General features: G+C 66.5%; 28 protein-coding genes. 12 read left to right on the top strand and 16 right to left on the bottom strand.

What is annotated here, in order from left to right:
* Window positions 1–28: 28 nt before the first annotated feature.
* From VVD47_RS04335 to VVD47_RS04305, 7 genes are all read right to left on the bottom strand, one after another.
* The gene (locus VVD47_RS04335; protein WP_327602171.1) at window positions 29–886 is read right to left on the bottom strand and encodes an ATP-binding cassette domain-containing protein; all 858 of its coding nucleotides are present in this window, start codon (window positions 884–886) and stop codon (window positions 29–31) included.
* Between the two features lie 22 nt (window positions 887–908).
* Entirely contained in the window at window positions 909–1,691 is a 783-nt protein-coding gene (ssuC, locus tag VVD47_RS04330) for an aliphatic sulfonate ABC transporter permease SsuC (protein WP_327602170.1), read from the bottom strand.
* An 11-nt stretch (window positions 1,692–1,702) separates the two neighbouring features.
* On the bottom strand, window positions 1,703–2,896 hold the full coding sequence (gene ssuD, locus VVD47_RS04325; RefSeq protein WP_327602169.1) for an FMNH2-dependent alkanesulfonate monooxygenase: 1,194 nt from the start codon (window positions 2,894–2,896) through the stop codon (window positions 1,703–1,705).
* 163 nt (window positions 2,897–3,059) lie between these two features.
* On the bottom strand, window positions 3,060–4,022 hold the full coding sequence (locus VVD47_RS04320) for a sulfonate ABC transporter substrate-binding protein (RefSeq protein WP_327602168.1): 963 nt from the start codon (window positions 4,020–4,022) through the stop codon (window positions 3,060–3,062).
* Between the two features lie 70 nt (window positions 4,023–4,092).
* Window positions 4,093–4,695 carry an NADPH-dependent FMN reductase gene (ssuE, locus tag VVD47_RS04315; RefSeq protein ID WP_327602167.1) on the bottom strand — a complete coding sequence of 201 codons (603 nt, stop codon included), beginning with the start codon at window positions 4,693–4,695 and terminating at the stop codon, window positions 4,093–4,095.
* A 392-nt stretch (window positions 4,696–5,087) separates the two neighbouring features.
* Window positions 5,088–5,693 carry an RBBP9/YdeN family alpha/beta hydrolase gene (locus VVD47_RS04310; RefSeq protein WP_327602166.1) on the bottom strand — a complete coding sequence of 202 codons (606 nt, stop codon included), beginning with the start codon at window positions 5,691–5,693 and terminating at the stop codon, window positions 5,088–5,090.
* A 102-nt stretch (window positions 5,694–5,795) separates the two neighbouring features.
* Window positions 5,796–6,806: a sulfate ABC transporter substrate-binding protein gene (locus VVD47_RS04305; RefSeq protein WP_327602165.1), complete on the bottom strand. Its 1,011-nt coding sequence runs from the start codon at window positions 6,804–6,806 to the stop codon at window positions 5,796–5,798.
* A gap of 213 nt (window positions 6,807–7,019) precedes the next feature.
* On the opposite strand from VVD47_RS04305, the gene VVD47_RS04300 reads away from it, so the two are divergent.
* The 6 genes from VVD47_RS04300 (at window position 7,020) to VVD47_RS04275 (ending at window position 12,543) form a co-directional block, all read left to right on the top strand.
* A complete protein-coding gene (locus VVD47_RS04300) occupies window positions 7,020–8,282 on the top strand; it encodes a GAF domain-containing sensor histidine kinase (RefSeq protein WP_327602164.1) in 1,263 nt (420 codons plus the stop codon).
* A 139-nt stretch (window positions 8,283–8,421) separates the two neighbouring features.
* Window positions 8,422–10,737, top strand: coding sequence for a DNA translocase FtsK (locus VVD47_RS04295; protein WP_327602163.1), 2,316 nt, complete (start codon window positions 8,422–8,424; stop codon window positions 10,735–10,737).
* Between the two features lie 59 nt (window positions 10,738–10,796).
* A complete protein-coding gene (lolA, locus tag VVD47_RS04290) occupies window positions 10,797–11,420 on the top strand; it encodes an outer membrane lipoprotein chaperone LolA (RefSeq protein WP_327602162.1) in 624 nt (207 codons plus the stop codon).
* An 83-nt stretch (window positions 11,421–11,503) separates the two neighbouring features.
* Window positions 11,504–11,704 (top strand): DUF1289 domain-containing protein, encoded by a 201-nt coding sequence (locus VVD47_RS04285; RefSeq protein WP_327602161.1) that lies wholly within the window; start codon window positions 11,504–11,506, stop codon window positions 11,702–11,704.
* 88 nt (window positions 11,705–11,792) lie between these two features.
* Window positions 11,793–12,362, top strand: coding sequence for a chlorite dismutase family protein (locus tag VVD47_RS04280; RefSeq protein WP_327602160.1), 570 nt, complete (start codon window positions 11,793–11,795; stop codon window positions 12,360–12,362).
* Window positions 12,363–12,405: 43 nt separating this feature from the next.
* Complete coding sequence (locus VVD47_RS04275; RefSeq protein WP_327602159.1) at window positions 12,406–12,543, top strand: hypothetical protein; 138 nt, start codon at window positions 12,406–12,408, stop codon at window positions 12,541–12,543.
* On the opposite strand, the gene VVD47_RS04270 is transcribed toward VVD47_RS04275, so the two are convergent.
* On the bottom strand, window positions 12,527–13,168 hold the full coding sequence (locus VVD47_RS04270; RefSeq protein WP_327602158.1) for an NAD(P)-dependent oxidoreductase: 642 nt from the start codon (window positions 13,166–13,168) through the stop codon (window positions 12,527–12,529). The two genes, VVD47_RS04275 and VVD47_RS04270, sit on opposite strands and share 17 nt — an antisense overlap.
* Before the next feature lie 108 nt (window positions 13,169–13,276).
* Between VVD47_RS04270 and VVD47_RS04265 the strand changes: the two genes are divergently transcribed.
* Window positions 13,277–14,176, top strand: coding sequence for a LysR family transcriptional regulator (locus VVD47_RS04265; protein WP_327602157.1), 900 nt, complete (start codon window positions 13,277–13,279; stop codon window positions 14,174–14,176).
* A gap of 34 nt (window positions 14,177–14,210) precedes the next feature.
* On the opposite strand, the gene VVD47_RS04260 is transcribed toward VVD47_RS04265, so the two are convergent.
* The 4 genes from VVD47_RS04260 to VVD47_RS04245 all read right to left on the bottom strand — a co-directional run bounded on the left by VVD47_RS04260 (window position 14,211) and on the right by VVD47_RS04245 (window position 18,526).
* Complete coding sequence (locus tag VVD47_RS04260) at window positions 14,211–15,668, bottom strand: M48 family metallopeptidase (RefSeq protein ID WP_327602156.1); 1,458 nt, start codon at window positions 15,666–15,668, stop codon at window positions 14,211–14,213.
* 12 nt (window positions 15,669–15,680) lie between these two features.
* On the bottom strand, window positions 15,681–16,049 hold the full coding sequence (locus tag VVD47_RS04255; RefSeq protein WP_327602155.1) for a hypothetical protein: 369 nt from the start codon (window positions 16,047–16,049) through the stop codon (window positions 15,681–15,683).
* Window positions 16,046–17,665 (bottom strand): CHASE2 domain-containing protein, encoded by a 1,620-nt coding sequence (locus tag VVD47_RS04250; protein WP_327602154.1) that lies wholly within the window; start codon window positions 17,663–17,665, stop codon window positions 16,046–16,048. The genes VVD47_RS04255 and VVD47_RS04250 overlap by 4 nt, the downstream gene beginning before the upstream one ends.
* Before the next feature lie 93 nt (window positions 17,666–17,758).
* Complete coding sequence (locus VVD47_RS04245; RefSeq protein WP_327602153.1) at window positions 17,759–18,526, bottom strand: ParA family protein; 768 nt, start codon at window positions 18,524–18,526, stop codon at window positions 17,759–17,761.
* 143 nt (window positions 18,527–18,669) lie between these two features.
* On the opposite strand from VVD47_RS04245, the gene VVD47_RS04240 reads away from it, so the two are divergent.
* The 5 genes from VVD47_RS04240 to VVD47_RS04220 are packed head-to-tail and all read left to right on the top strand — an operon-like array spanning window position 18,670 to window position 21,946.
* Window positions 18,670–19,119 (top strand): hypothetical protein, encoded by a 450-nt coding sequence (locus VVD47_RS04240; protein ID WP_327602152.1) that lies wholly within the window; start codon window positions 18,670–18,672, stop codon window positions 19,117–19,119.
* 41 nt (window positions 19,120–19,160) lie between these two features.
* Entirely contained in the window at window positions 19,161–20,135 is a 975-nt protein-coding gene (locus tag VVD47_RS04235; protein WP_327602151.1) for a quinone oxidoreductase family protein, read from the top strand.
* A 59-nt stretch (window positions 20,136–20,194) separates the two neighbouring features.
* Window positions 20,195–20,554, top strand: a complete 360-nt coding sequence (locus VVD47_RS04230; RefSeq protein WP_327602150.1) for a hypothetical protein — start codon at window positions 20,195–20,197, stop codon at window positions 20,552–20,554.
* Window positions 20,555–20,575: 21 nt separating this feature from the next.
* Window positions 20,576–20,815: a DUF2798 domain-containing protein gene (locus tag VVD47_RS04225; RefSeq protein WP_327602149.1), complete on the top strand. Its 240-nt coding sequence runs from the start codon at window positions 20,576–20,578 to the stop codon at window positions 20,813–20,815.
* 18 nt (window positions 20,816–20,833) lie between these two features.
* Window positions 20,834–21,946, top strand: a complete 1,113-nt coding sequence (locus tag VVD47_RS04220) for a rhomboid family intramembrane serine protease (protein ID WP_327602148.1) — start codon at window positions 20,834–20,836, stop codon at window positions 21,944–21,946.
* Window positions 21,947–22,020: 74 nt separating this feature from the next.
* On the opposite strand, the gene VVD47_RS04215 is transcribed toward VVD47_RS04220, so the two are convergent.
* The 4 genes from VVD47_RS04215 to apbC all read right to left on the bottom strand — a co-directional run bounded on the left by VVD47_RS04215 (window position 22,021) and on the right by apbC (window position 26,653).
* The gene (locus tag VVD47_RS04215; RefSeq protein ID WP_327602147.1) at window positions 22,021–24,261 is read right to left on the bottom strand and encodes an arginine/lysine/ornithine decarboxylase; all 2,241 of its coding nucleotides are present in this window, start codon (window positions 24,259–24,261) and stop codon (window positions 22,021–22,023) included.
* Between the two features lie 94 nt (window positions 24,262–24,355).
* Complete coding sequence (locus VVD47_RS04210) at window positions 24,356–24,910, bottom strand: DUF2799 domain-containing protein (protein WP_327602146.1); 555 nt, start codon at window positions 24,908–24,910, stop codon at window positions 24,356–24,358.
* Window positions 24,911–24,923: 13 nt separating this feature from the next.
* Window positions 24,924–25,493, bottom strand: a complete 570-nt coding sequence (gene dcd / locus VVD47_RS04205; protein ID WP_327602145.1) for a dCTP deaminase — start codon at window positions 25,491–25,493, stop codon at window positions 24,924–24,926.
* 71 nt (window positions 25,494–25,564) lie between these two features.
* Entirely contained in the window at window positions 25,565–26,653 is a 1,089-nt protein-coding gene (gene apbC / locus VVD47_RS04200; protein ID WP_327602144.1) for an iron-sulfur cluster carrier protein ApbC, read from the bottom strand.
* Between the last annotated feature and the right edge of the window lie 54 nt (window positions 26,654–26,707).

Below are 26,707 nucleotides of genomic sequence, written 5' to 3'. Positions count from 1 at the left end.
ATGGGAAGGGCAGTCGGTTCGAATGTGATCAGACGGCCCAGCGCACCTGGTCGACGGTGCGCCACAGGCTGTGGTCACCCGGCTCTTCGCCGGGCTCCTGCGGATTGCTGGCGGGTGCGCCGCCGTGCTGCTTCAGCACTTCGGCCAGCACGCGTTCTTCCAGCGCGGCGAAGGCGGCCGAGCCGCGGGCGCGCGGGCGGGGCAGGTCGATGCGCAGGTCCAGCGTGATGCGGCCTTCGTCGATCAGCACCACGCGGTCGGCCAGCGCGATGGCCTCGCCGACGTCGTGGGTGACCAGCAGGGCGGTGAAACCATGCTCGCGCCACAGGCGCTCGATCAGCGTGTGCATCTCGATGCGCGTCAGCGCGTCCAGCGCGCCCAGCGGTTCGTCCAGCAGCAGCAGGCGCGGCTTGTGCACCAGGGCGCGGGCCAGGGCCACGCGCTGGCGCTGGCCGCCGGACAGGCGCGTAGGCCACTCGCGGCCACGGTCGGCCAGGCCGACTTCGCCCAGCACGCGCTGCGCGTTGTCCTTCGCGTCGCGCGGCAGGCCGAGCGCCACGTTGTCCAGCACGCGCTTCCACGGCAGCAGGCGCGAGTCCTGGAACATGATGCGCGTGTCGTGTCGGCTGTCGCTGGCCTCGCCGTCGTAGTGCAGCACGCCGGACTGGAAGCTCTCCAGCGCGGCGATCAGGCGCAGCAGGGTGCTCTTGCCGCAGCCGCTGCGACCGACGATGGCGACGAACTCGCCGGGAGCGATGTCGAGGCTGATCTGCTTCAACACCTCGCGCTCGCCGTAGCGCTTCACCACGTCGGCGATGTGCAGGGCAGTGCCATTGCTTGGCGTACTGGCGGCGACGGCGGCTGTCTCGTTCGGATGATTGTTCATGTCAGTTCGCTTTCGACCTACGTCAAGCGCCGGGCTGGTAGTTGGGGTGCCAGCGCAGCCAGGCACGTTCGAGGGCACGCGCGGCCACGTCGGCCAGCTTGCCGAGCAGGGCGTAGAGCAGGATGCCGACCAGCACGATGTCGGTAAGCAGGAACTCGCGGGCGTTCATCGTCATGTAGCCGATGCCCTCGGTGGCGGAGATGGTCTCGGCCACGATCAGCAGCACCCACATGAAGCCCAGCGCGAAGCGCACGCCGACGAGTATGTTCGCCAGCGCGCCGGGCAGGATGACATCGCGATACAGCGACCAGCCGGACAGGCCGTAGCTCTTCGCCATCTCGATCAGCGCCGGGTCCACCGAGCGGATGCCGTGGAAGGTATTGAGATACACCGGGAAGAACACGCCGATGGAGACCAGGAAGACCTTGGCCGTCTCGTCGATGCCGAACCACAGGATGATCAGCGGGATGAGCGCCAGCGGCGGGATGTTGCGCAGCATCTGCAGCGTGGTGTCCAGCAGCGTCTCGATCTTGCGGAAGGAACCGGTAGCCAGCCCCAGCAGCAGGCCGGCACCACCACCGATGGCGAAGCCGGTCAGCGCGCGGCGCGAGCTGACCACCAAGTGGGTCCACAACTCGCCGGAGGCGGCCAGCGTCCACGCCGCCTTGGCGATGTTGTACGGCGCCGGCAGCACGCGCACCGACAGCCAGCCGAGGTTGGCGGCGAGCTGCCACACCACCAGCAGGGTGATGGGCACCAGCCAGGGCAGGGCGCGGCTGGCGATCGCGGAGGAGGGTTTGCTCATGGCATGCGACCTCAGCTTGCGGAGGCCTGTGCCGGAGCCGGCGCGGCCTTGGGCACGAAGTGGTTGGCCACCACTTCGCCGAAGGGGCCGGACAGCTTCTGGCCCGGCAGGCTGGCCTGCTGCGTGCCGTGGTCCAGCTTCAGCAGCGGGAACACCAGTTCGGCGAAGCGGTAGGCCTCTTCCAGGTGCGGGTAGCCGGACAGGATGAAGTTGTCCGCACCAGCGGCCTGGTACTCGCGCAGCTTGGCGGCGACCTGTTCCGGGCTGCCGACCAGTGCCGTGCCGGCACCGCCGCGCACCAGGCCGACGCCGGCCCACAGGTTGGGGCTGATCTCCAGGTCGGCACGCGTGCGCTTCACACCACCGGCGTGCAGTGCGGCCATGCGGCGCTGGCCTTCGGAATCCATCTTGGCGAAGGCGGCCTGCGCGCGGGACACGGTCTCGTCGTCCAGGCGGCTGATGAGTTCGTCGGCGGCGGCCCAGGCTTCCTGTTCGGTGGGGCGCACGATGACGTGCAGGCGTACGCCGAACTCGATCTTGCGACCACGGGCGGCAGCGCGGGCGCGCACGTCTGCGATCTTCTTGGCGACTTCCTCGGGCGGTTCGCCCCAGGTCAGGTAGGTGTCCACCTGCTCTGCGGCGAGTTCGTGCGCGGCCTCCGACGAGCCACCGAACCACACCGGTGGGTAGGGTTGCTGGATCGGCGGGTAGAGCAGCTTGGCGCCCTTCACCTGCAGGTGCTTGCCTTCGTAGTCGAAGGATTCACTGGTGTGGCTGTGGGCGATGATCTCGCGCCAGATGCGGATGAATTCTGCGGAGGCTTCGTAGCGCTCGGCATGCGTGCCGAACACGCCGTCGCCGGCCAGTTCGTTGGGGTCGCCGCCGGTGACGAGATTCACCAGCAGGCGGCCGCCGGAGAGGCGATCAAAGGTTGCGGCCATGCGCGCGGCGATGCTGGGCAGCGTGAGACCGGGACGCAGCGCGACCAGGAAGCGCAGGTTGCGGGTGGCGCCGATGAGGCTGGACGTGGTGACCCACGGGTCTTCGCAGGAGCGGCCGGTGGGCGTGAGCACGCCGTAGTAGCCGAGATTGTCGGCGGCCTGCGCGATCTGGCGCAGGTAGTCCAGGCTCACTTCACGTGCGCCTTCGCTGGTACCCAGGTAGCGGCTGTCGCCATGGGTGGGCAGGAACCACAGTACTTTCATGTCGGTCTCCGGTCTTGCGTGCCGGCGGCTGCATGCCTGCGCATGGCCTGGCGGCGTTTCATGTGCTCGGGAGTGATGTCGCTATCGTTAGCGTTCTGCTTGTTGTGACACCGGCACGGCGACCTGCGCCGCGCCGGTGTTGTGCTGATCGCGCTTCAGCCGGTCAGGGCTTCGGCACCTGCGCGTCGCGCGTCTTGATCGCCTTCGGGATGATCTTCAGTTCGTTGAAGACGTCGGCGATCTTCTGCTGCTCGCCCAGCACCGCTTCGGTGATCGGGTGCGTGCCGGCGGGGTAGCGCGACAGCGACAGTTCCAGCACTTCCACCGGCAGGCCCTGGATCGGAGCCAGTTGCGCGGCGGCGGCCTTGATGTTCTTTTCCACCCATTGCGCCTGCTTGTTGCTCTCGTCGAGCAGCAGCTTCACGACGTCCGGACGCTTGGCAGCGAACTCGCGCTCGGCCAGGTAGAACTGGTGGTTGTTGACGATGCCTTCGCCATTGACCAGCACGCGGGCGCCGATCTGCTTTTCGGCGGCGGCGGTGAAGGGGTCCCAGATCACCCAGGCGTCGACCGCACCTTTTTCAAATGCGGCACGTGCATCGGCGGGCGCGAGGAAGCTCGGGGTGATCTCGCTGTATTTCACGCCGTTCTTTTCCAGCGCCTTGGCCAGCAGGTAGTGCACGTTGGAGCCCTTGTTCAGCGCGACGCGCTTGCCCTTCAGCTCGGCCACCGACTTGATCGGCGAATCCTTCGGCACCAGGATGGCCTCGGCCTTCGGCGCTGGCAGTTCATAGCCGACGTAGTAGAACTCGGCACCGGCAGCCTGCGCTACGATGGGCGGAGCTTCGCCGACGTAGCCGAAGTCGATGGAGCCGACGTTCAGGCCTTCCAGCAGCTGCGGGCCGGCGGGGAATTCCACCCACTTCACTTCGATGCCCTTGGGCGCCAGCTGCTTTTCCAGCGTGCCTTGCGACTTGATGAGCACCAGGGTGCTGGCCGACTTCTGGTAGCCGATGCGCAGCAGCTTGGGGTTGTAGTCCGCCTGCGCGGCGAACGGGAACAGCGCAGCGGCGGCGCTGGCTACGAGACCTGCAAGCAGGTGACGACGGGTTTTCTGGTTGTGCATTTTTTCTCTCCGTATCCGGATGTGTGGGACTTCTGTGGTGATGAACGCGGCTCAGTGGCGGTGAGCTGTGTCAGGTGCTGACGCGCACGCTGCCGAATGGCACCTTCGGCGCGTCCAGGTTGCGTTGGTGCAGGGCTTCGCGCTCGGCGCGGCGCAGGCCTTCGATGAGGTGGCTGACGGCCGAGTCCAGGCGCGCCTCGATGTTCGGGTCCAGGTGCAGGCCGGTGTCCGGCCACCATTGCACCTGGGTGTCGACGGCGAACACGCCGGCCACCACATCGCGTGCGCCCAGCGCGGCGAGTACCGGACGCAGCGAGTAATCCAGCGCCAGCGTGTGCGCCGGGCTGCCCGCGGTGGCCAGCGGCAGCACCAGCTTGCCGGCCAGTCCGGTCTGCGGCAGCAGGTCCAGGAAGGCCTTCAGGACACCGGCGTAGGCGGCCTTGTAGACCGGCGACGACAGCACGACGGCCTGCGCGGATTCCACGCGGCCGATGGCCTCGCTCAGCACCGTGTCCTTGAAGTCGGCATGCAGCAGCGCCTGCGCCGGCAGGTCGCGGACCTGGATCCAGTCGGTGGCGAAACCCTGCTTGCTGATGCGCTCACGCGCGGCGTCCAGCAGGCGTGCGCTGCGCGACTGTTCGGTGGGGCTGCCGGAAATGAAGAGGATGCTCATGGTGCGCTCAGTCAATATGGTTGTATGCGATCCGCATTCCTGCCGCGGTGCGACTGTGTGGCGCACTGTAGGGGAGCTGTCATAACAGGGGAACGATGAAATCCTGCTGTGCTTATCGCGGCGCGCTTGATAAGCGTCTACTTGGAATGCAGGGGTTTGCGGCGGGTGCGGGGAAAGAAAAGACCCGCGCGTGGCGGGTCTTTCCGGGATGGGGTGTGGGCTGCGGGCAGGCTGCGATCAGGAGGCGCGGCGGGCAGGTTGCGCAGAGTGCTGGGCTTGCTTCGGCAAGCTCGGCACAAGTCGCTTTGCTCAGCCCAGCCTACGCCGGCAGCGCCGATGATGGTGCCGCGGAGCACGCCATCGAAACGCCATCGGTGCGTCAGCGATACGCATCAGCGGTCGCGCAGGTAGCTGCCCCAGTCGAAAGGCTTGCTCACCGGCACGCGCAAGGCGTCGGTATCCAGCGAGCCGAGCGGGACGTCGGACTGGGTGCGCTGCAACTGCTTGAACAGCTCCAGTCCTTCCGGCCAGGGGCCGTGGCCGGAGTCGACGTTGATGTGTCCCGCAGCACCGAGGTTCACGAAGCGGCTGCCCCAGCGCTCCGCCCACAGCGCGGCCTTGGTGAGGCGCACCCAGGGGTCGTTGGTACTGGCCACCACCACGCTCGGGAAACCGAAGGGCTGGTCGGGCAGGGTGTCGGCGATGCCGAACTTGTCCGGGTCAGCCGGCGCCACGAACATCGCGCCCGCCACCCGGTCGCGGTACTCCCAGGCCGCGTGCGCGGCGGCAAGGCTGCCGAAGCTGTGCGCGACGATCCACACCGGGCCGCGTGCGCGTTCGATCTCGCACCGCACGGCACCCGCCCAGCGTGGCAGGTGCGGGTCGATCCAGTCGCTCTGCTCGACGCGCACCGCGTCGGGGATGAGACCCTCGAACCAGCTCTGCCAGTGGGTCGGGCCGCTGCCGTGAAGACCGGGGACGATGAGGGTGGTGCTCATGATGGGAGTCCTGCTTGATGCCCGAATGAAGTGTAGGTGTGGCTGAAAGACAAAGCCCCTCCCTCTTGCGAGGAGAGGGGCCTGTCGCCAGCAGTGTGTCGCTTACTGACCGTAGATCTTGTCGAACACGCCGCCGTCGGCGAAGTGGGTGGCCTGGGCCTTGGTCCAGCCGCCGAAGGAGCTGTCGATGGTCACCAGGTTGACCTTGGGGAACTGCTTGGCGTACTTCTCGGCCACCTTCGGGTCGATCGGGCGGTAGTAGTTCTTGGCCGCCAGTTCCTGGCCTTCCGGCGAGTACAGGTACTGCAGGTAGGCTTCGGCCTGCTTGCGGGTCTTCTTCTTGTCGACCACCTTGTCGACCACGGTGACCGGCGGCTCGGCCAGGATGGACAGCGAGGGCACGACGATGTCGTACTTGTCCGGACCGAGTTCCTTCACGGCCAGGAAGGCTTCGTTTTCCCAAGCCAGCAGCACGTCGCCGATGCCGCGCTCGGTGAAAGTGGTGGTGGAGCCGCGTGCGCCGGAGTCCAGCACCTTCACGTTGGCGAAGATCTTCTTCACGAAGGCCTGCGCGGTGGTGTCGTTGCCGCCCGGTTGCTTGAGGGCGTAGGCCCAGGCTGCCAGGTAGTTCCAGCGGGCGCCGCCGGATGTCTTGGGGTTCGGGGTGATGACTTCCACGCCGCTGCGGGTCAGGTCGTTCCAGTCCAGGATCTTCTTGGGGTTGCCCTTGCGCACCAGGAACACGATGGTCGAGGTGTAGGGCGCGGAGTTGTGCGGCAGGCGCTTCTGCCAGTCAGCCGGGATCAGCTTGCCGATGGTGTTGATCTCGTCGATGTCGTAGGCCAGGGCCAGGGTCACCACGTCGGCTTCCAGGCCGTCGATGACCGAGCGGGCCTGCTTGCCGGAGCCACCGTGGGATTGCTTGATGGTGACGGTCTCGCCGGTCTTGGCCTTCCAGTTGGCGGCGAAGGCCTTGTTGAAATCCTCGTACAGCTCGCGGGTCGGGTCGTAGGACACGTTGAGCAGCGTCGTCTGCGCCAGCGCGGGGAGAGTTGCGAACGCAGCCGAGAACAGGCTGGCGGCGATCAGGCGAGAGAACAGCTTGGTACGCATGGTGTGACTCCATCACTTGTTGTAGGAAGGTGTCCGCACTGTAGATGCGCCCGTTTATCTTGATAACGACTAATAATTGCGTTCTTTATCAGTAAATGGAATATGCGCGGCCGGCGGCGTTTCGCCGGGTGGCCGGCCTATGATCCAGTCTGGCGAAGGCGCTGCCAGGCGCCTGTGCCGGAACCTTGCCGCTTTCCGTATTCCACGCTCTGCATGACTGATATCCACGTCCCCGGTGACGCCCCCCACGCCGCCGTCCCGACACTGCCGCCTGCCGTTCTTTCGGACGTGCTGACCGTCAGTCGCATCGACTGCGTGCCCTCGATCCTGCGCATCATCTGCGAGGCCACCGGCATGCGTTTTGCGGCAGTGGCGCGGGTGACCGACGACAGCTGGACGGCGTGCGCGGTGCATGACGAGATCGCGTTCGGGCTCAAGGCCGGCGGCCAGCTCGATGTGCACACCACGCTGTGCAAGGAGGTGCGGGCCGCGCACGAGCCGATCCTGATCGACCACGCCAGCCGCAACGCCACCTACTGCACCCACCACACGCCGCGCATCTACGGCATCGAGAGCTATGTGTCGGTGCCGGTGGTGCTCAGCAGCGGCGAGTACTTCGGCAACCTCTGCGCCATCGACCCGCTGCCGGCCAAGGTGTCGGACCCGCGCACCCTGGCGATGTTCGAGCGTTTCGCCGAACTGATCGGCCTGCAGCTCGACACCGAGCGCGAGCGCGAGCAGGAGCGGGCCGTGCTGCTCAATGAACGCCAGAGCAGCGAGCTGCGCGAACAATTCATCGCCGTGCTGGGGCACGACCTGCGCAACCCCCTGTCGGCCATCGCCGCCTGCGCCGGGGCGCTGCAGCGCCATGTGGATGGCACCGTGTCGGGCCTGGGCGCGCGCATCGCGGCCAATTCGCGTCGCATGGCGGGGCTGATTGCCGACACCATGGATCTGGCGCGCGGGCGCCTGGGTGGCGGGCTGGGCGTGGAGCTTGCCCGCACCGACGCACTCGGCGAGGCGCTGGAAGCGGTGGTCGACGAGCTGCGCGATGCGCACCCCGACCGCCAGGTGGTGTGCCGGACGGTGGTGCCGCAGACGACCTGGTGCGACGCGCCGCGCATCCAGCAACTGGCCTCCAACCTTCTTGCCAATGCGCTGGCCCACGGCTCCGCCGACGAGCCGGTGCGGGTGAGCGCCTGGGTGGAGGACGATGCGCTGCTGCTGGAGGTGCACAACGCCGGCGAGCCGATCGATCCGGGCAGCCTGCAACGCATCTTCGAGCCCTACTGGCGGCGGGCCAGCCCCCATCGCGGCGAAGGCCTCGGGCTGGGCCTGTATATCTGCGCCCAGATCGTCGCGGCGCATGGCGGGCGCCTCGACGTCCGGTCCACGGCGGAGGCGGGCACCCGCTTCGTGGCACGCCTTCCCATCCTGTCGGCAGCGGCGCATGACGGGGTGTCGTCGCAGCCCTGAGGCACGCTGGCCGGTATTCGCGTGTGGCTGGGGCGTGTGCCCGCTGGCCATCCGCTGCGGTGAGGCGGGCAGGGGCCGACAGGTATAATCGCCGCCATTCCCTCCGCCGGCCCGCTACGCCTGCCACACCTCCTGCCACATGCTCTTCCGCGCCCTGTCCCGTTCCACCCCTGCCCAACCCCTGCCCGAAAAGATCGCCGGCCTGGTGCGCGAGGCGCGCTGGGTGGTGCTGGCCGCGCTGGGCGTCTATCTGGCGATCATCCTGTTCGGCTACGACAAGGCCGACCCCGGCTGGTCGCACGCGGTGGAGGTCAGCCAGGTGCAGAACCCCGGCGGCCGCTTCGGCGCCTGGCTGTCGGACATGCTGCTGCTGCTGTTCGGCAGCTCCACCTGGTGGTGGGTCGCGCTGATGTTCTGGGGCCTGCTGATCGGCGGCCGCCGTTTCCGCGAAGACCTGGAAGGTGACCGTCGCTCGCTGTTCATCGTGCTGTTCGGCTTCCTGGTCGTACTGCTCACCAGTTGCGGCCTTGAGGCCCTGCGCTTCCACACCAGTACCGCGCTGTTGCCGGGCGAGCCGGGCGGGGTCATCGGCGAAGAGGTCGGCGAACTGACCCAGCGCTACCTGGGCTTCGCTGGCGGCACGCTGCTGCTGCTGGCGGCCTGGGCGGGCGGGCTGTGCCTGTTCGGCGGCTTCTCGTGGATCAACGTCTTCGAACGCACCGGCCACTTGCTGGAGCAGTCGTGGCTGGCCGCGCAAAGGATGTGGCAGGCCCGCCAGGACCGCCGCGCCGGCAAGGAAGTGGCAGTCAAGCGGGAAGAGAAGGCCAAGCGCGAGCGCAAGAAGCGGGAAGAGGCGCCGCCGCCGCCGCTGCACATCGAGCCGCCGAAGATCACCATCGAGCAGGCGCCCGCCGTCGAGAAGGCGCGCGTGCAGCTGGGCCTGTTCGCGGATGCGTCCGGCGAGCTGCCCAGCATCACCTTGCTGGATGCGCCGTCCAACGATGTCGAGCCGCCCTCGGTGGAGTCGCTGGAGTACACCTCGCGCCTCATCGAACGCAAGCTCGCCGACTTCGGTGTCGAGGTGAAGGTGCTGGCGGCCTATCCCGGCCCGGTCATCACCCGCTTCGAGATCGAACCCGCAGTGGGCGTGAAGGGCGCGCAGATCGTCAACCTCGTGAAGGACCTGGCGCGCGCGCTGTCGGTGATGAGCATCCGCGTGGTGGAGACCATCCCCGGCAAGACCTGCATGGGCCTGGAGATCCCGAACCCGAAGCGCCAGACGGTGCGCATGTCGGAGATCCTCGGCTCCAAGGCCTACCACGACATGAATTCGCCGCTCACCATGGTGCTCGGCAAGGACATCTCCGGCGTGCCGACGGTGGCCGACCTCGCCAAGATGCCGCACGTGCTGGTGGCCGGTACCACCGGCTCCGGCAAGTCGGTGGCGATCAACGCCATCATCCTGTCGCTGCTCTACAAATCCGGCCCCGACAAGGTGCGACTGATCATGGTCGACCCGAAGATGCTGGAACTGTCGGTGTACGAAGGCATTCCGCACCTGCTGGCGCCGGTGGTCACCGACATGCGCCATGCCGCCCACGCGCTCAACTGGTGCGTCGGCGAGATGGAGCGCCGCTACAAGCTGATGTCCGCACTGGGCGTGCGCAACCTGGCCGGCTACAACAAGCAGGTGGCCGACGCGCAGAAGGCCGGCAAGCCGCTGACCAACCCGTTCTCCATCACCCCGGACAATCCCGAGCCGCTGGAGAACATGCCGATGATCGTGGTGATCATCGACGAGCTGGCCGACCTGATGATGGTGGTCGGCAAGAAGATCGAGGAGCTGATCGCCCGCCTGGCGCAGAAGGCGCGCGCGGCTGGCATCCACCTCATCCTCGCCACCCAGCGCCCGAGCGTGGACGTCATCACCGGCCTCATCAAGGCCAACATCCCGACGCGCATCGCCTTCCAGGTCAGCAGCAAGATCGACTCGCGCACCATCCTCGACCAGATGGGCGCCGAAGCCCTGCTGGGCATGGGCGACATGCTCTACCTGGCGCCCGGCACCGGCCTGCCGCTGCGCATGCACGGCGCCTTCGTGGCCGACCATGAAGTCCACAAGGTCGTGGAGCATCTGAAGACCACCGGGGAACCGGACTACATCGAAGGCATTCTTACCGGTGCAGGCGGCGAGGAAGGCGAGGGGGGCGGCAGCCTCAACGGCGACAACTTCGGCGAGGGCGGTGAAGGCGGCGAAGCCGACGAGCTCTACGACAAGGCCGTGGAAGTCGTGCTCAAGACGCGTCGCCCCAGCATCTCGCTGGTGCAGCGTCACCTGCGCATCGGCTACAACCGCGCCGCGCGCCTCATCGAGCAGATGGAAAAGGCCGGCCTGGTGTCCGCGATGGGCCCCAGCGGCAACCGCGACGTGCTGGTACCGGCACGCGAAGAATGATGCACGCGGCGTCGCAGGCGATACGCCGCGACCCCGCCACCAACGGATACGACGGACTCATGCGCAAGACACTCCTCACCCTCATCGCCGCTGCCGTGCCTGCGCTCATGTCGCCTGGCTCGATGGCCGCGTCGCTCGATCAGCTCAAGCAGTTCCTCACCGAGACGCGCACCGCGCGCGCCAGCTTCTCGCAGGTGGTCACCACGAAGTCCGGCCGGCCCGGGCAGAGCGCATCCGGCACCATGCTGATCTCGCGCCCCGGCAAGTTCCGCTGGGAGTACATCAAGCCCTACAACCAGCTCATCGTCGGTGACGGCGCCAGGTTGTGGTCCTACGACAAGGACCTCAACCAGGTGGTGGTCAAGCCGATGGGCGACTCGCTGGGCGCCAGCCCCGCCGCGCTGCTGGCCGGCGACAACGCGCTGGAGCGCAACTTCACCCTGAAGAACGATGGCGCCGACGGCGAGCTGGAATGGCTGGAGGCGCTGCCGAAGACGCAGGAGGCCGGCTTCCAGAGGGTGCGTATCGGTTTCAAGGGCGGCCTGCCGCAGGCCATGGAAGTGCAGGACAACTTCGGCCAGCTCACGCAACTACGCTTCGAGAAGTTCGAACGCAATCCTTCGCTGGGCGCCGACCTGTTCAGGTTCGTACCACCGAAGGGCGCAGACGTCGTCGGCGAGTAGCCCACACCCAACAAGATCCGGCACCACGACGCCGGGCCTACGCTCCGCTTCGCTCAACGCAACACAGGATTATCGAGCACATCATGAGCGGCAATAGTCTTTTCGATCGTCCCGACTCGCCCTGCGTGTCGATCTGTTCCACCGCCACCTTCGACGAGATCTGCAAGGGATGTGGCCGCACCATCGATGAGGTGGCGCAATGGGTCACCTACACCCCGGAGCAGAAGGAGAAGATCTGGGAGCGCATCCTGGCCCAGGGCTATCCGCGTCCACCGCGGCGCTGACTCGTCCCGTGCCGCGCGTGCCGGCACCGCCCGGAATGGCGCAATCCTTGCTGGATTGAATGCGGTTTCAATATGCAAGGGCCTTGCCATGTCTGCGCCTCCTCCAGCGGATCGTCTGTTCAATTTCATCGGTGCGGATATCGGCAACTGGCGCGTGATCCGGGTGGCGCCCGTGGTCGGCGAGACGCTTCCCGCGGTGCCGTGCCTGAGCATGGTGGGCGGCACGCTCAGTGCGCCGCCGCAGGGCTGGCATCTGCGCGGCATCACCAGCAATGAACGCTACGTCACCCGGCCCGAGAAGACCGAACTGGTCGCACGGCAGGAAGGCCTGGGCCGCACCGGTTCGACGCATGCCGCACTGATCCCGATCCGCAAGTCAGCGGCCTGGTGGGCCATGACGCAGGACGAACGCCGCGACGTGCTGGAAGCGCAGTCGCAGCACATCCGTATCGGCCTGCGCTACCTGCCGGCGATTGCCCGCCGCCTGCATCACTGCCGGGACCTCGGCACGAGCGAGCCTTTCGATTTCCTCACCTGGTTCGAGTACTCCGCGCAGGACCTCGCCGCCTTTGAAGAGCTGGTGGCCGCGCTGCGTGCTTCGCCGGAGTGGAACTACGTCGAGCGCGAGGTGGATGTGCGGATGGTGCGCGAGGTGTAGCCGGTCGGCAGCGCCGGTGATGCCTTGAGAGGTGCCGGCGAAGATGAAACACACCGACCTGGAGACGATGCGCCGTGCCTCGTCGCCCTGCCGGCAAGCCGACGGGTTCGAGGTGTCGTGGGTTCGCCGCAACCTGCCGTGGCGGGCTGCGGCTCAGGCACTGTTCAGTACGCTGCCGTGAAGCGCTGGCGGATGTGCTGCGGCAGCTCCACTTCATTCACGATGGCCACCGCGAGGTCGGCGGTGGAGATGCTGCCGGGCTCATCGCCACTCATCAGCATCTCGTCCCTGCCGAGGCGGAACTTGCCGGTGCGCTCGCCCGGCACCAGGTGCGCGGCCGGTGAGATGAAGCTCCACTCCAGCGAGTCTTCCTTGCGCAGGCGGTTCAGCGCCTCGCGTGCGGCCAGGGCGCCATCCTTCCACTCGGCCGGGAAGCTGGGCAGGTCCACCGCCTGTACGCCGGGTGCGACGAACAGGCTGCCGGCACCGCCGATTTCCAGGAAGCGCTTCACGCCAGCCTGCTTCACGCCGGCCACGATGGCGTCGTGTCCCTTCAGGAACAGGTTATGGATGTCCGCCTTGCCCCAGCCGGGGTTGAAGGCGCTGATGACGGCGTCCTGCCCGCGCACCGCGGCGGCGACCTGGCCGGCGTCGTAGGCGTCGGCCTGCACGAAACGCAGGTTCTTGTGGGTGGGCAGCTTGTCGGCGCTGCGGCCGGCGACGGTCACGATGTGGTCGCGGGATAGCAGCTCGGTGAGCAGGGCGCTGCCGACGAAACCGGTGGCGCCGATGAGGACGATGTTCATGTCAGGACTCCGATGTGCGTTGAGGTGGCGCCATCATGCGCGCCGCAATTGATTACATAAACGCGCCGATCAATAATTGATTGTTATCGATTTGTTGACGGTATGCGGATGGATCTCAATCGCCTGCGGGTTTTCGTGGCAGTGGCGGACGCAGGTGGTTTCACGGCCGCAGCGGAACGCCTCGGCAGCACCAAGGCGCTGGTCAGCCAGCAGGTCGCGCGGCTGGAGGCGGAGCTGGGGGTCATGCTGTTCTCGCGCACCACGCGTCGCGTGACGCTGACCGAGGCCGGCACCGAACTGTTCGCGGACAGTGCGCCGCTGATCGCTCAAGCCGAGTCCGCGCTGGCGCGAGTCGCGCAGGGGGGCGAAGCGCTGCGCGGCACCTTGCGCATCACCGCGCCGGTGGACTTCGCGGCCGGCATGGTGGCGCCGGCGCTCGCGCGCTTCGCCGCCGCGCATCCCGACATGCAGTTCGATCTTGTCGCCGCCGACACCGTGCTGGACATGGTGGCCGCGCGCATCGACATCGCTTTCCGCATGGGCTGGCTGCGCGATTCGACACAGCGCGCGGTCATGCTGGGAGAGGTGCAGCAATGGGTGGTATGCACGCCGGATTACCTTGCTTCGCACGGACCGATCGACCACCCGTCACAACTCGCGGAGCACCGCTGGATTGCCTTGAGCCTGCTGCCCGCGCCCTTGTCCTGGCGCTTCAGCCGGCATGGTGATGAGCAGAGCGAGGACCTCACCGTGCGCATGCGCGCCGCCCTGCGCACCGATTCGCCCACCACGCTGAACGCGCTTGCCTGCGAAGGCGCAGGCGTCACGGCGAGCGCCGACATGGTGGTGCGGGAGGACGTGGAAGCGGGGCGGCTGGTGCGCGTGCTGGCGGACTGGCAGTTGCCCGCCGCCGGCATCTACGCGGTGTATCCGCCGGGCCGCCATGTGCCGGCGAAATCCAAGGCCTTCATCGCGGCGTTCCGCGAGTACCTGCGGACGCGCGGCTGAGCCGGCGTCCGCATTTCCCGGGCAACCTCCGTGGCTACTTGAAGCCGTCCTTGATGAGTTTCTCGATCTGGGCCTGGAGCTTCTGGTCGTTCTGCCGTTTCAACGCTTCCTCCTGCCGCTTGGCCTGGGCACGCTGTGCGTCGGTCATCGATGCCTGGGTGCATTCCTCCGAGAAGTCCGGCTGCAGGATGCACTGGGACTGCAGCGCCAGCAGTTGCAGGTTGGCGTTGAGTTGCTGGGACGAGTTCTTGGCGGAGGCGTCGCGCACGATGCGGTAGTGCTCGATCATCGCGGGGTAAAGCGCGGCAGGCTTGCCGAAACGCTGGTAGCCCGCTTCCATGACGGTCGTTGCATCGTCGAAACGACGCTGCCCCAGCCAGTGACGGCCCAGCATGAAGTACGGCGTCCATTGACTGTCCGTGGCGGTCGTTGCCTGGTTGAGTGCGGCAAGCATTTCGGGGGTCCGGTTGGCCGCCCAGTACACGGTCGCCGCGTTGGTGAGGATGAAGGGATGATCCCTTGCCGGTCCTTGCCTGAGGGCGGTCACCCTCTGCATGGCCTTGGTCTGGCCCTGCTTATCCACCAGCATCTTCGGGATGTCTGCGGCCTGCTGGTAAGCCTGGAACAGCGCCTTCACGTCTGCGCGGCCCATCAGCGCCAGCCAGGGGTCATCGCCGCGCTGGCTGCGGTTGCGCTGGGCCTTTTCGCGGTAACGGGTGTCGAGGGCGCTCAGGCGATCGGCCGGGTCGGGATGGCTTTCGGAGAACGCGAAAAGGTTGTTGCCTGCCGTGGCCTTGTCGCTCTGCGCGAGCGAGATCGAAAGCCGGGCGATACGTTCCAGGAAGGCCTTCGGCCCCTGCGTGTAGGAATAGCCGAGCGATGTGGAGACATCGAGCGCGATGGCGTCGGCTTCCAGTTCCTGAGAGCGTGACCAGGACGGGCTCACCACCGCACCCCATACCGACACCGCGAGCGGGACGGATAGCGGCATCTGCTTGTTGCGCGAGATGGCGCCCACCGCCGTGCCGAGCAGCCCGAAGTAGCCCGACGCGCCGATCCAGTTCCGCGACAGGTGCGAGGAGGCCGCGTGGCCGTACTCATGCGCCAGCAGCGCGACCAGTTCGTCCTCGCTGCCGACGCTCGCCAGCCAGCCGAGACTGACGTAGATGTTCCCCGAGGGCGAGGTGAACGCGATGTATCCCGGGTCGTTGCGGATGAACACCTGGGCGGGGTGGGCAGGCTGCGGGCCGGCGCTGCGGATCCTGTCCAGCAGCGCGTTGAGGTGCGCGGAAACGGGCTCGATGCGTGCGAGGCCGGCGCCGGTGACCTGCTGCCGGTTGACGTCCTCCGCACGCTCCTTCGCCAGCTCCGCCTCCGTGGCGGCGGACGCCTCCGCCGGCGTGGACGTCGTGCCGGCCGTCATCAGGGTGGCGGGCGTGGCGCAGGCGCCGAGCGTCAGCACGACGAGCGCCATGATCAACGGGTTGCGCATGGTGCCTCCCGTCTAGATGCAGTTGTTGCCTGCGTTCTGGGTTGCCGCGGTGAGGCGGGGCTTGTTCGCCGCGGGGGCGCAGACAATCGTTGCGCGCCGTTCGACGATGACGTCGGCGCCCTCCAGCCAGAGCTCGCCTTGTTGCAGGCGGACCTTTAGGAAATCGCCCTGCACGGCGATGACTTCCAGCGGCAGGGGCAGCGCGGAGGCGGCGATCTTCATCGACGGCTTCAGGTCGTCGACCGATGCGTACAGCGGCAACTCCTTCACCCCCTTGGTGATGCCGACGATGGGCGGATGCTGGGCAAAGGCGTTCATGCAGAACCCGAACAGCATGCAGGGCACGACGAGCAGGTACAGGCGGACCTTGGGTTTCATCATGGAAGCATCTCCTGGGGCGAAGCGGGTGGCGGCGATGGAGCAGGCGGGACGGGTGTGGCGAGCGATGCCGTCATGGCCGCAAGAACCTCCCGCGAAGACTGCAGCGCTTCGCTGCCGGCACACATGACGATAACGGGGATATATGTCAGCAGGCCGAGGTCGAGCCACTGGTGGGCGATGACGGCGACGACCAGGCCGGGGCCGGCGGCGAGCAGCACGAAGCGCAACGCGGACATGAGCAGGCCGGGAATCGGCCGCCACAGGAAACCTGCCATGGCGACGCCGGTCGCGCGCATTCTCGGATAACGGTCGAGCGGCCCGCTTTGCCGCTCCCCGGCATGGATGCGGTCGCGCAGGCGCGCGACGATGGCGGTCATCGATCGCGTTCCGGACCACTGTCGCAGGTGTCGTGCATGGCCGAGCACTGCCAGCGTGGCCAGCAGGTAAGCGAGGCTGACGATCACGAAGCCGCCGTAAAGCAGCGCCCCGCCGGATTTTTCGTCGGATGCCCGTTTCCACTTTCTTCCGTAGGTCATCAGGTTGTCCAGCGCCATGGCGTGAAAGTAGACGCCGGGGATTTCGCCATGCGCGAGCGACGCCACCATGTCATATGGATTGGATGAGAGGCCGTAGAGAACGGCCTTGTCCCGGATGGCGGCGCCAATCCGTTCGCTGTCTGCCGCATCGGTGGCGCGCAGCAGTCGCCGGGCTGGCAGGCTTTCGTGGAAGACGCATTGGGGACGGGAGTCGACTTCCTGCACAGACCCCAGCACGGCGGCGAAGGGCAGAAGATCTTCCAGCTGGCGGTCGCGACAGTACTGCCGACCGCTTCTTCCCTCTGCCCAGCCGAGGCCCATGGCACTGCTCCGTGTCCCCCACACCAGTGCCATGCTGCTGTTCGTGTCGCTCGTGAGGGGTGATCGGTGAAGCGAGTTGTAGAGGGCGAGGGCCGCCGAGTCGTAGTGGTCTTCGACGATCCGTTCAGTCAGTGGATACGTCCACGCAAGCCGGTCGAAGCTGTCAGGCGTCTGGAAAACCGACACCTTCCTGAAGCAGCCTTCTGCGCGGGCAACCTCCAGTTCCGCTCTCAGGCGACCGCCCTGGGGGTCGCCGCCTGCGGCCATGAAAACCTGGATGCCCTGCGTCTTGATTTCGCACAGGGTGTCCACCAGGAGATCGATGGACGGATCGTCGCGTGTCTGTTCGAACTGGATGTCGACGAAGATTGCCTTCGGCTGCCTTGCGGCGATCTGCCGCAGGACGCGCGCGTGATAGCGGTAGGGGAGGACCGACGCGCTGCCCGACTCCGCCAGGCTCTGTGCGTCGATGTGCACGACGACGATGTTCCTGCGGGAGCCTTCTCCGTAGAAGAAGCCCTGGACCGGCACGACGAAGCGCGCGACGGCGCGTTTGGTGAGCTGGTCGACCAGTTCGATGTCGGTCAGGAAGTCCAGCATCCAGGCCATCGTGCCCATGACGAGCGCGGTGAGGCCGACCGCAAGCCAGCGTGTTGACCAGGGCAGTGGCCCCGCGCGCGAGGGCGCAGCAGAGGCTTCTGCTACGTCGGCAGGGCTGTCCGGGACGAGAGGATCATATTTGGTGCAATCCTTCGTCATGACGTATGCGATGCCGAGTGGTAGGTGACCTCAAAGCTTACAGGCGGCCAGACGGTCGGATCATCGCGACGAAAGGGCACACCCCCGACGGATTCAGCGCTCCAGCGCGTCGTGCAGGGCGATGAATTCCTGCGTCAGCTTGTGGCGTGCGTCGAGGTGGATCATCGGCTTCGCAAGCTGGTGCGACTCGCGGATCTTCACCGATGAAGAGAGATAGGTCGGCAATACCGGCAGCTTCTCTTCGAGCAACTCGTCGACGATCTTCTGCGGCAGGCTGGCGCGGGGCTGGAACTGGTTGACCACGATGCCTTCCACCGCGAGGGCTTCGTTGTGGTCGCCGCGGATTTCGTTGACGTTCTCCAGCAGCGCGTACAGCGCACGGCGGGAGAAGTCGTCGCAGTCGAAGGGGATCAGGCAGCGGTCGGCGGCGATCAGCGCGGAGCGGGTGTAGAAGTTGAGTGCGGGCGGGGTGTCGACGTAGATGCGGTCGAAGTCTGTCGATAGCTCCTCGAAAGCCTCGCGCAGCTTGAAGAGCTTGTAGCGAGATTCCAGCTTGGTGATGAGTTCTTCCAGTCGCGGGGAGGCCGCCATCACCCACAGGTTGTCGAAGGGCGTGGGCAGCACGTGGTCGCGTGCGGGCTTGTGCTCGAAACGCACGGTGAGCGTCTGTTCGAGCAGGTCGGCCACCGTAGGTTCAGCGTCATCGGCGGCCTTGCCCAGCAGGTAGTGGCTGGAGTTGCACTGCGGGTCGAGGTCGACCACGAGGGTGCGCAGACCCTGCGAGGCAGCGATGGCCGCGAGGTTGCAGGTGATGGTGGACTTGCCGACGCCGCCCTTCTGGTTGAACACCACGCGCTTCACGATCACTCTCCCGAGGCTGGAATGCTGCGGTGCATTATGCCCGCCGGGCCGGGTAGCGTGAAGCTGGCCGACGACCTTTGTGCCATCCCTGCCGCTGCCCTCGCGCTAGACTGCGCATTCCTCATGTCCGACCCCTGGAGTACATGTTGCAATTGCATTGCAGGCTTGCGCTGGCGGCGCTTTGTACCGCGATGGCCGGTAGCGCTGCGGCCGACCAGTTCATCAACATCGGTGGCGGTTCGTACCATTTCGAGCGCGATCTCGGCCACAACGAATTCAATCCCGGCATCGGCTACGAGCGCGACTGGAACGAGCAGATCTCCTGGGCCGTCGGCTACTACAAGAACAGCCTGTCGAAGCCGACCTTCTACGCGGTGGGCAACTACTATCCGTGGCGCCTGTCGGAAGGCTGGCGGGTCGGTGCTACCGTCGGCGCGCTGACCGGTTACAACGAGACCGAGGTGGCGCCCCTGCTGGCACCGACGCTGGAATGGCGCGGCAGCGTGACCGGCCTGCAGTTCTTCGTCGTGCCTTCGATCAAACCCTATGTGGACGGCGCCTTCGTGGGCCAGGTGAAATTCCGCCTGCCCTGACCAGGCGCTGCCACGGACGACCACAGTCGCGAGGACTCAGCATGGAAACCTTCGTACGCATCCACCAGCACGGCGGCCCCGAGGTCATGCAACTGGAATCGGTGGAGCTGCCACCGCCTTCGCCGCGCGAGGTGCGGGTCCGCCACGAAGCGATCGGCCTGAATTTCATCGACGTCTACCAGCGCTCCGGTCTTTATCCGCTGCCCTTGCCGAGCGGTCTCGGCCAGGAGGGCGCCGGTGTCGTGGAGGCCGTGGGCAGCGAAGTCACCGAGGTCGCGGCGGGCGATCGCGTGGCCTATGGCAACGCGACGCTGGGCGCGTACTCCTCCGCGCGCAACGTGGCGGCCGACCGCCTGGTCAAGCTGCCACCGCAGATATCGTGCGAAGCGGCGGCGTCCATCATGCTGCAGGGCCTGACGGCGCAGTACCTGCTGCGCAGGACCTATCGCGTGCAGCCGGGCGACACCATCCTCATCCACGCGGCGGCGGGTGGCGTCGGGCTGATCGTGTGCCAGTGGGCCAAGGCGCTGGGGGCCACGGTCATCGGTACTGTCGGCAGCGACGAGAAGGCCGAACTGGCGCGCGCACACGGTTGTGACCACACCATCGTCTACACCCGCGAGAAATTCGCCGAGCGGGTGCGCGAGATCACCGGCGGGGAAGGCCTGCCGGTGGTGTACGACTCGATCGGCCGCGACACCTTCCTCGATTCCCTGAGCTGCCTGCGTCCGCTGGGCATGATGGTCACCTTCGGCAATGCGTCCGGGCCCGCGCCGGCCATCGAGCCGGGAGCGCTGGCGCGCATGGGCTCGCTGTTCCTGACGCGCCCGATCCTGGCGCACTACGTGGCCCGACGCGAAGACCTTCTGGCGGCTTCTGCCGATCTGTTCGAGCAGGTGCTGTCGGGCGCCGTGCGTGTCAACATCCGCCAGCGCCATGCGTTAGCGGATGTGGCGCAGGCGCACATCGAGCTGGAGGCGCGCCGCACCACGGGATCGACGATCCTGCTTCCCTGACATCGCCCGGTTCGGGCATGCCTGCCTTCGGACAGGCCCAAGCCTGATACAGTCCCTGCATGATGAAGAGAGCCTTCTGCCTGTGTGTCGTCGCGTGCCTGCTGGGAGGGACGTCCGCCTTTGCGGCAGGGCCGTCGCTGTCGCCCGCCCAGGTGGCCTACCTGAAGGCGGAGACACGCAAGGCCGACGAAGGCTTCATCCGCGACGTGGCCATGTCGCTGAATATTCCCGCCATGACGGTGCGCCGCGCGATGCCCAGCCAGGGCCGCATCACCGACCCGGTGGCGCGTCTCATCGCGGGGCTGGAAAATGATCTGCGCCGCCCGTTGAACGACGACCAGAAGCAGCGCATCCGCGACGCGGACCAGCGCTATCGCCAGGCCCTGGCTGACGCCCAGAAGGCTGCCCGTAGCAAGTAGCAGCTCTGCGACGAGGCGCCTTTGGACAGACCCGATACCCGTGCCCACCTGCTGTTCTCGGCCCTCATGGCCGCCGTGATGGTGCCGGTCATGACTTTCGTGGTGACCTTCGTGAACATCGGCTTCGTGCCCGATTTCGTCTTTCACTGGTTGAAGGCCTTTGTCATTGCCTATGCCGTGGCCTGCCCTATGATCTTCTTCTTCGCACCGGCGGTGCGACACTTCACAACCCGTCTGCTGCAAGCCCACTCAGGCCACTGACCGGCCACCGATACGCCCTTGGACGAACAGCGATTCCTCGACCTGCTTTTTGGCCGCGTGCCCCGCGCGCGCTGGAGCCACGGCCTCGTGGTCCTTACCGCGTTGGTCTTCTCGGTGCAGGCCGCCACGGCGGGTGCGCTGTGGCACATTCCGGCGGAATGGCTGGTGCGCCTGGGCGGCAACCAGGCGAGGCTGGTGCTGGACGGCCAGTTCTGGCGCCTGCCCGCGTCGATCTTCCTGCACGGCGGCCTGATCCACCTCGGCCTCAACATGCTTGCCCTGTGGCAGGTTGGCGCCTTCGTGGAGCGGCTCCACGGGCGCGCCGGCCTGCTGCTGATCTACCTGATGTCGGGCCTGTTGGGAGCGCTCACCAGCCTGTGGTGGCAACCGGGGCCGGTCAGCGTGGGGGCGTCCGGTGCCGTGTTCGGACTTACCGGCGCGCTGGCGGGTTGGCTGCTGGTACGTCGCGGCGAAATGCCGCTGGCCATGCTGCGCGAAGTGCGCAGCGGTGTCGTTGCGTTCATCGGCTATTCGCTGTTTGCAGGCTTCATGGTGCCGGGTGTCGACAACGCCGCCCACGTCGGCGGATTGCTGGCAGGTGTGGTGCTGGGGGCGGGGATGGCGGTTTCCGTGGCCCAGCCACTGCGTACGGTATGGCTGAGGCCGCTCAGCTGGGCTGCCGTATTGCTGGTGGCACTGGCAGGCCTGGGCCTGTGGCTTGCGGCAAACCACCCGACGCAGCCGGCCGAGGCGAGCCAGGACCAGCAACTGCTGCGCAATCTTGCCTTGCAGGACATGAGCCTCACGCAAAGGACGCAACAGGTTCTGGGCGCGCTGCAGACCCGCCAGATCTCGGCGACTGAGGCCGCCACCCGCCTGGAGAACGAAGTCCTGCCCGGCTGGCAGCAGGTCGAAGGCATGCTGAGCGGGCTGGACGGCGATGCCGAGCGCAAGCAGATGCTGATGCAGTACAGCGACCTGCGCGCGCAGTCGGTCAGCGCCCTGGTGCGTGCCCTGGCGCATGGCGAGCGGCAGTCCCTGGACCAGGCGGAGAACCTGCGCCTGCGGGCCGAGAACCTGTTGTTGCAGTGGCAATTGCGCGAGGCCCGCCAGGACAGGTCGGGCCGCTAGCCGGCACACCAGCCGTATCAAAAAGAAAAGGGCCGCCCGGTACTCACCGGCGGCCCTTTTCCATGCGGCTTCAGTTACTGCTGCACGCAGTCCACGCAGTAGCGCACCTCGCCGCCCCGGTCTTCCTTCACCAGCCCGTGGATGTCCGTTTCGAAGCCGGGGAACTGCTCGTTGAAGACGCGGGCGAACTTCAGGTAATCCACGATCGTCTTGTTGAAGCGCTCGCCGGGAATCAACAGCGGAATGCCGGGCGGGTAGGGCGTCACCAGCATGGCGGTGACGCGGCCTTCCAGTTCGTCGATGGATACGCGCTCGATCTTGCGGTGGGCCATCATCGACCAGGCGTCGGTCGGGCGCATCGCCGGTTCCATTTCCGACAGGTACATGTCGGTGGTGAGGCGGGCGATGTCATGGGCCTTGTACACGTTGTGGATCTGGAGGCACAGGTCGCGCAGGCCGACGCGCTCGTAGCGCGGATGCTTGGCGACGAACTCCGGCATGATCCGCCACAGCGGCTGGTTGCGGTCGTAGTCGTCCTTGAACTGCTGCAGCTCGGTCACCAGCGTGTTCCAGCGGCCCTTGGTGATGCCGATGGTGAACATGATGAAGAAGGAGTACAGGCCGCACTTCTCCACGACGATGCCGTGCTCGGCGAGGTACTTGGTGAGGATCAATGCCGGGATGCCTTCATCGTCGAAGTCGCCATCCACGTCCAGTCCCGGCGTGATGATGGTGGCCTTGATCGGGTCCAGCATGTTGAAGCCTTCGGCCAGGTTGCCGAAGCCGTGCCAGCGCTCGTTGGCCTTCAGCGTCCAGTCCTCGCGGGTGCCCATGCCTTCTTCGGCGAGGTACTCCGGCCCCCACACCTTGAACCACCAGTCGGCACCCCATTCCTCGTCCACCTTGCGCATAGCGCGGCGGAATTCCATGGCTTCGGAGATGGACTCCTCGACCAGCGCGGTACCGCCCGGAGGCTCCATCATGGCCGCCGCCACGTCGCAGGACGCGATGATCGCGTATTGCGGCGAGGTGGAGGTGTGCATCAGGTAAGCCTCGTTGAAGGTGTGCTTGTCGAGCTGGCGCGACTCGGAGTCCTGCACCAGGATCTGCGAGGCCTGCGACAGCCCGGCCAGCAGCTTGTGGGTCGACTGGGTCGAGAACACCAGCGAGTCCTTGCAGCGCGGACGGCCTTCGCCGATGGCGTGGTAGTCGCCGTAGAAGTCGTGGAAGGCGGCGTGCGGCAGCCAGGCTTCGTCGAAGTGCAGGGTGTCGATCTTGCCGTCCAGCTCTTCCTTGATTTCCTCGACGTTGTACAGCACGCCGTCATAGGTGCTCTGGGTGATGGTGAGCACGCGCGGCTTGGCATTCTTGTCGGTCGCGAAGGGGTTCTTCTCGATCTTCTTCTGGATGTTCTCCCACTTGAATTCGCTCTTCGGGATCGGACCGATGATGCCGTAGTGGTTGCGCGTGGGCATCAGGAACACGGGGATCGCCCCGGTCATGATGATCGAGTGCAGGATGGACTTGTGGCAGTTGCGGTCCACCACCACGATGTCGCCCGGCGCCACCGTCGAGTTCCACACGATCTTGTTGGAGGTCGAGGTGCCGTTGGTGACGAAGAACAGGTGGTCGCTGTGGCAGATGCGGGCGGCATTGCGCTCGGAGGCCGCCACCGGTCCGGTGTGGTCCAGCAACTGGCCGAGCTCGTCCACCGCGTTGCAGACGTCGGCGCGCAACATGTTCTCGCCGAAGAACTGGTGGAACATGTGGCCGACCGGACTCTTCAGGAAGGCGACGCCGCCGGAGTGACCGGGACAGTGCCAGGAGTAGGAGCCGTCGGACGCGTAGTGGGTCAGCGCGCGGAAGAAGGGCGGCGGCAGGCTGTCCATGTAGGCCTTGGACTCGCGCACCACGTAGCGGGCGATGAACTCAGGCGTGTCCTCGAACATGTGGATGAAGCCGTGCAGCTCGCGCAGCACGTCGTTCGGGATGTGGCGCGAGGTCTTGGTCTCGCCGTACAGGAAGATGGGGATCTCCGCGTTGCGGAAGCGGATCTCCTTCACGAAGGCGCGCAGCTCTTCGATGGTGTCTTCCGCCTCGTCGGCGAAGAACTCTTCGTCGTCGATGGACAGGATGAAGCAGGACGCGCGGCTCTGTTGTTGCGCGAAGGACGTCAGGTCACCGTAGCTGGTGACGCCCAGCACCTCCATGCCTTCTTCCTCGATTGCCTTCGCCAGCGCCCGGATACCGAAGCCGGAAGTGTTTTCCGAACGGAAGTCCTCGTCGATGATGATGATCGGAAAGTGGAAACGCATGGCGGGTACTCCCGGAAAAGAAGAAGGCCGGCGCGGGGCCGGCTCGGAAACAAGGGCGGATGATACCGCGCAAAGGCGGACAGGGATGTGACGCTCAGAATCCGCCTACAGGCACCCGCAGGCGGCGTTCCAGCATGTACAGGATGTCGCGCTCCCGGCGTGCTTCGAAATCCAGCGAACGCAGGCTGTTGCGCAGGTAGCGGCGGTCGTCGTCGGTCTTGGCCCGGCCCAGCTGGTATTCCAGGTTACGGCGCTCATTGTCGATCTCGTCGATGCGCTGGCGCTGGCGCCACACCTCGCGGCCGGCGATGTAGCGCTCCTCGAAGGCCACCGCCAGGTCGGCCGGGCAGACGCCGGCGTAGCCCTGGCCGGACAGGCCGGCCCGCAGGCCGTTGTCCGGCGTGCAGTAGCGTTGAAGGCCTTCGGCGTGGCCGGCGAAATAGCGCGGCTCGTCGACTGTCACGCCGGACTTGCGACAGGCCTGGACGTGATCGGCCGCGCGGCTGCGCGGGTAGCCGTTGCTGCCGTCACGGTAGCCGATCTGCTGCCAGTCGGCCGTGCGGCATTCCTTTTCAGACAACGACGCACAACCCGGCAGGAGGCCAAGACAGAGCAGGCCGGCGAGCGCCAGCCCGTTTCGTACGCTCACGAGGCCCTGCGGATCAGATCTTCGGCAGGGTGACGCCGACCTGGCCCTGGTACTTGCCGCCACGGTCCTTGTACGAGGTCTCGCAGATCTCGTCGGACTCGAAGAACAGCACCTGGGCGCAGCCTTCACCCGCGTAGATCTTGGCGGGCAGGGGCGTGGTGTTGCTGAACTCCAGCGTCACGTAGCCCTCCCACTCCGGCTCGAAGGGCGTCACGTTCACGATGATGCCGCAGCGCGCGTAGGTGCTCTTGCCCAGGCACACGGTGAGCACCGAGCGCGGGATGCGGAAGTATTCCACCGTGCGGGCCAGCGCGAAGGAGTTCGGCGGGATCACGCAGTAGCCCTTGCCGGAGACTTCCACGAAGGACTGCGGATCGAAGTTCTTCGGGTCGACGATCGTCGAATTGATGTTGGTGAACACCCGGAATTCGTCGGCGCAGCGGATGTCGTAGCCGTAGCTGGAGGTGCCGTAGGACACGATCTTGTGGCCATTCGCCTCGCGCACGAGATGCGGCTCGAAGGGCTCGATCATGCCGTGCTGTTCCGCCATGCGGCGGATCCACTTGTCGGATTTGATACTCACGCTGTTCTGCCCGGAAGTGCCTGAAAAGCCGCGATATTACAGGGTTGTTTCGCCTCGCGGCCTGTTACTCGTCAGGTGTTCTGCACCACGATGTTCGGGAACTTGTGACGCAGGTCGCGCTGCTTGTCGCCGATGGCGATCGCCACCTTGCGGGCGATCAGGCGGTAGATGGCGGCCACCTGGCTGTCCGGCTCGGCCACCACCGTCGGGGTGCCGGAATCCGCCTGGCTGCGGATGGCGATGTCCAGCGGCAGGGCGCCGAGGAAGGGCACGCCGTAGTCGGCGCACATCTTCTCGCCGCCGCCCTGTCCGAAGATGTGTTCGGCATGGCCGCAGTGGGAGCAGATGTGGATGCTCATGTTCTCGACGATGCCGAGGATGGGGATGCCGACCTTCTCGAACATCTTCAGGCCCTTGCGGGCGTCGAGCAGGGCGATGTCCTGCGGGGTGGTGACGATCACCGCGCCGGTGACCGGCACGGTCTGCGCCAGGGTCAGCTGGATGTCGCCGGTGCCGGGCGGCATGTCGATCACCAGGTAGTCGAGGTCGTCCCAGCGGGTTTCGTTGAGCAACTGGCGCAGCGCCTGGGTGACCATCGGCCCGCGCCAGACCATGGGTTGCTCGGTGTCGACCAGGAAGCCGATGGAGTTGGCCTGCAGGGCGTGGGCCTGCAGCGGCTGCATGGTCTTGCCGTCCTCGCTCTGCGGCTGGGCACCGGCGATGCCGAGCATCTGCGGCTGGCTGGGGCCGTAGATGTCGGCGTCCAGGATGCCGACGCGCGCGCCTTCCTGCGACAGCGCGAGCGCGAGGTTCACCGCGGTGGTGCTCTTGCCGACGCCGCCCTTGCCGGAGGCCACCACGATGATGTTGCGCACGCCCGGCAGCAGCTTGTTGTTGCCCTGTACGGCATGGGCGACGACCTTCGAGCTGACAGTCACGCTGGCAGACGTGGCGCCGGCTGCTCGCGCAGCGGTTTCGATCTGCGCGGCGATGGCGTCGTGCTGGCTGCGCGCCGGGTAGCCGAGCTCTACCGCGACTTCAGCACGACCGTCGGCGATGCGTACCGATCTGATGGCGCGTGCGTCGGCGAAAGCCTTGCCGGTGTTGGGGTCGATGAGCGCGCCGACGAGGGCGAGCAGGGCGTCGTTGGTTAGACTCATGGCTGTCTGACGTAATACTTGATTGATTTAGTCAAGCTTATCACGGGGTCCCTG

Origin of the sequence: Uliginosibacterium sp. H1, from assembly GCF_036017065.1 — a bacterium.
In the GTDB taxonomy this organism is placed as follows: Bacteria; Pseudomonadota; Gammaproteobacteria; order Burkholderiales; family Rhodocyclaceae; genus Uliginosibacterium.
The sequence above is the reverse complement of the archived record's forward strand: the minus strand, read 5'-3'. Positions and strand labels throughout refer to the sequence as shown.

What these genes read in the sequence shown, in the direction of transcription:
- VVD47_RS04335 (WP_327602171.1), bottom strand. Translation starts at nt 886, where the DNA reads ATGAACAATCATCCGAACGAGACAGCCGCCGTCGCCGCCAGTACGCCA.
- ssuC (WP_327602170.1), bottom strand. Translation starts at nt 1,691, where the DNA reads ATGAGCAAACCCTCCTCCGCGATCGCCAGCCGCGCCCTGCCCTGGCTG.
- ssuD (WP_327602169.1), bottom strand. Translation starts at nt 2,896, where the DNA reads ATGAAAGTACTGTGGTTCCTGCCCACCCATGGCGACAGCCGCTACCTG.
- VVD47_RS04320 (WP_327602168.1), bottom strand. Translation starts at nt 4,022, where the DNA reads ATGCACAACCAGAAAACCCGTCGTCACCTGCTTGCAGGTCTCGTAGCC.
- ssuE (WP_327602167.1), bottom strand. Translation starts at nt 4,695, where the DNA reads ATGAGCATCCTCTTCATTTCCGGCAGCCCCACCGAACAGTCGCGCAGC.
- VVD47_RS04310 (WP_327602166.1), bottom strand. Translation starts at nt 5,693, where the DNA reads ATGAGCACCACCCTCATCGTCCCCGGTCTTCACGGCAGCGGCCCGACC.
- VVD47_RS04305 (WP_327602165.1), bottom strand. Translation starts at nt 6,806, where the DNA reads ATGCGTACCAAGCTGTTCTCTCGCCTGATCGCCGCCAGCCTGTTCTCG.
- VVD47_RS04300 (WP_327602164.1), top strand. Translation starts at nt 7,020, where the DNA reads ATGACTGATATCCACGTCCCCGGTGACGCCCCCCACGCCGCCGTCCCG.
- VVD47_RS04295 (WP_327602163.1), top strand. Translation starts at nt 8,422, where the DNA reads ATGCTCTTCCGCGCCCTGTCCCGTTCCACCCCTGCCCAACCCCTGCCC.
- lolA (WP_327602162.1), top strand. Translation starts at nt 10,797, where the DNA reads ATGCGCAAGACACTCCTCACCCTCATCGCCGCTGCCGTGCCTGCGCTC.
- VVD47_RS04285 (WP_327602161.1), top strand. Translation starts at nt 11,504, where the DNA reads ATGAGCGGCAATAGTCTTTTCGATCGTCCCGACTCGCCCTGCGTGTCG.
- VVD47_RS04280 (WP_327602160.1), top strand. Translation starts at nt 11,793, where the DNA reads ATGTCTGCGCCTCCTCCAGCGGATCGTCTGTTCAATTTCATCGGTGCG.
- VVD47_RS04275 (WP_327602159.1), top strand. Translation starts at nt 12,406, where the DNA reads ATGAAACACACCGACCTGGAGACGATGCGCCGTGCCTCGTCGCCCTGC.
- VVD47_RS04270 (WP_327602158.1), bottom strand. Translation starts at nt 13,168, where the DNA reads ATGAACATCGTCCTCATCGGCGCCACCGGTTTCGTCGGCAGCGCCCTG.
- VVD47_RS04265 (WP_327602157.1), top strand. Translation starts at nt 13,277, where the DNA reads ATGGATCTCAATCGCCTGCGGGTTTTCGTGGCAGTGGCGGACGCAGGT.
- VVD47_RS04260 (WP_327602156.1), bottom strand. Translation starts at nt 15,668, where the DNA reads ATGCGCAACCCGTTGATCATGGCGCTCGTCGTGCTGACGCTCGGCGCC.
- VVD47_RS04255 (WP_327602155.1), bottom strand. Translation starts at nt 16,049, where the DNA reads ATGATGAAACCCAAGGTCCGCCTGTACCTGCTCGTCGTGCCCTGCATG.
- VVD47_RS04250 (WP_327602154.1), bottom strand. Translation starts at nt 17,665, where the DNA reads ATGACGAAGGATTGCACCAAATATGATCCTCTCGTCCCGGACAGCCCT.
- VVD47_RS04240 (WP_327602152.1), top strand. Translation starts at nt 18,670, where the DNA reads ATGTTGCAATTGCATTGCAGGCTTGCGCTGGCGGCGCTTTGTACCGCG.
- VVD47_RS04235 (WP_327602151.1), top strand. Translation starts at nt 19,161, where the DNA reads ATGGAAACCTTCGTACGCATCCACCAGCACGGCGGCCCCGAGGTCATG.
- VVD47_RS04230 (WP_327602150.1), top strand. Translation starts at nt 20,195, where the DNA reads ATGATGAAGAGAGCCTTCTGCCTGTGTGTCGTCGCGTGCCTGCTGGGA.
- VVD47_RS04215 (WP_327602147.1), bottom strand. Translation starts at nt 24,261, where the DNA reads ATGCGTTTCCACTTTCCGATCATCATCATCGACGAGGACTTCCGTTCG.
- apbC (WP_327602144.1), bottom strand. Translation starts at nt 26,653, where the DNA reads ATGAGTCTAACCAACGACGCCCTGCTCGCCCTCGTCGGCGCGCTCATC.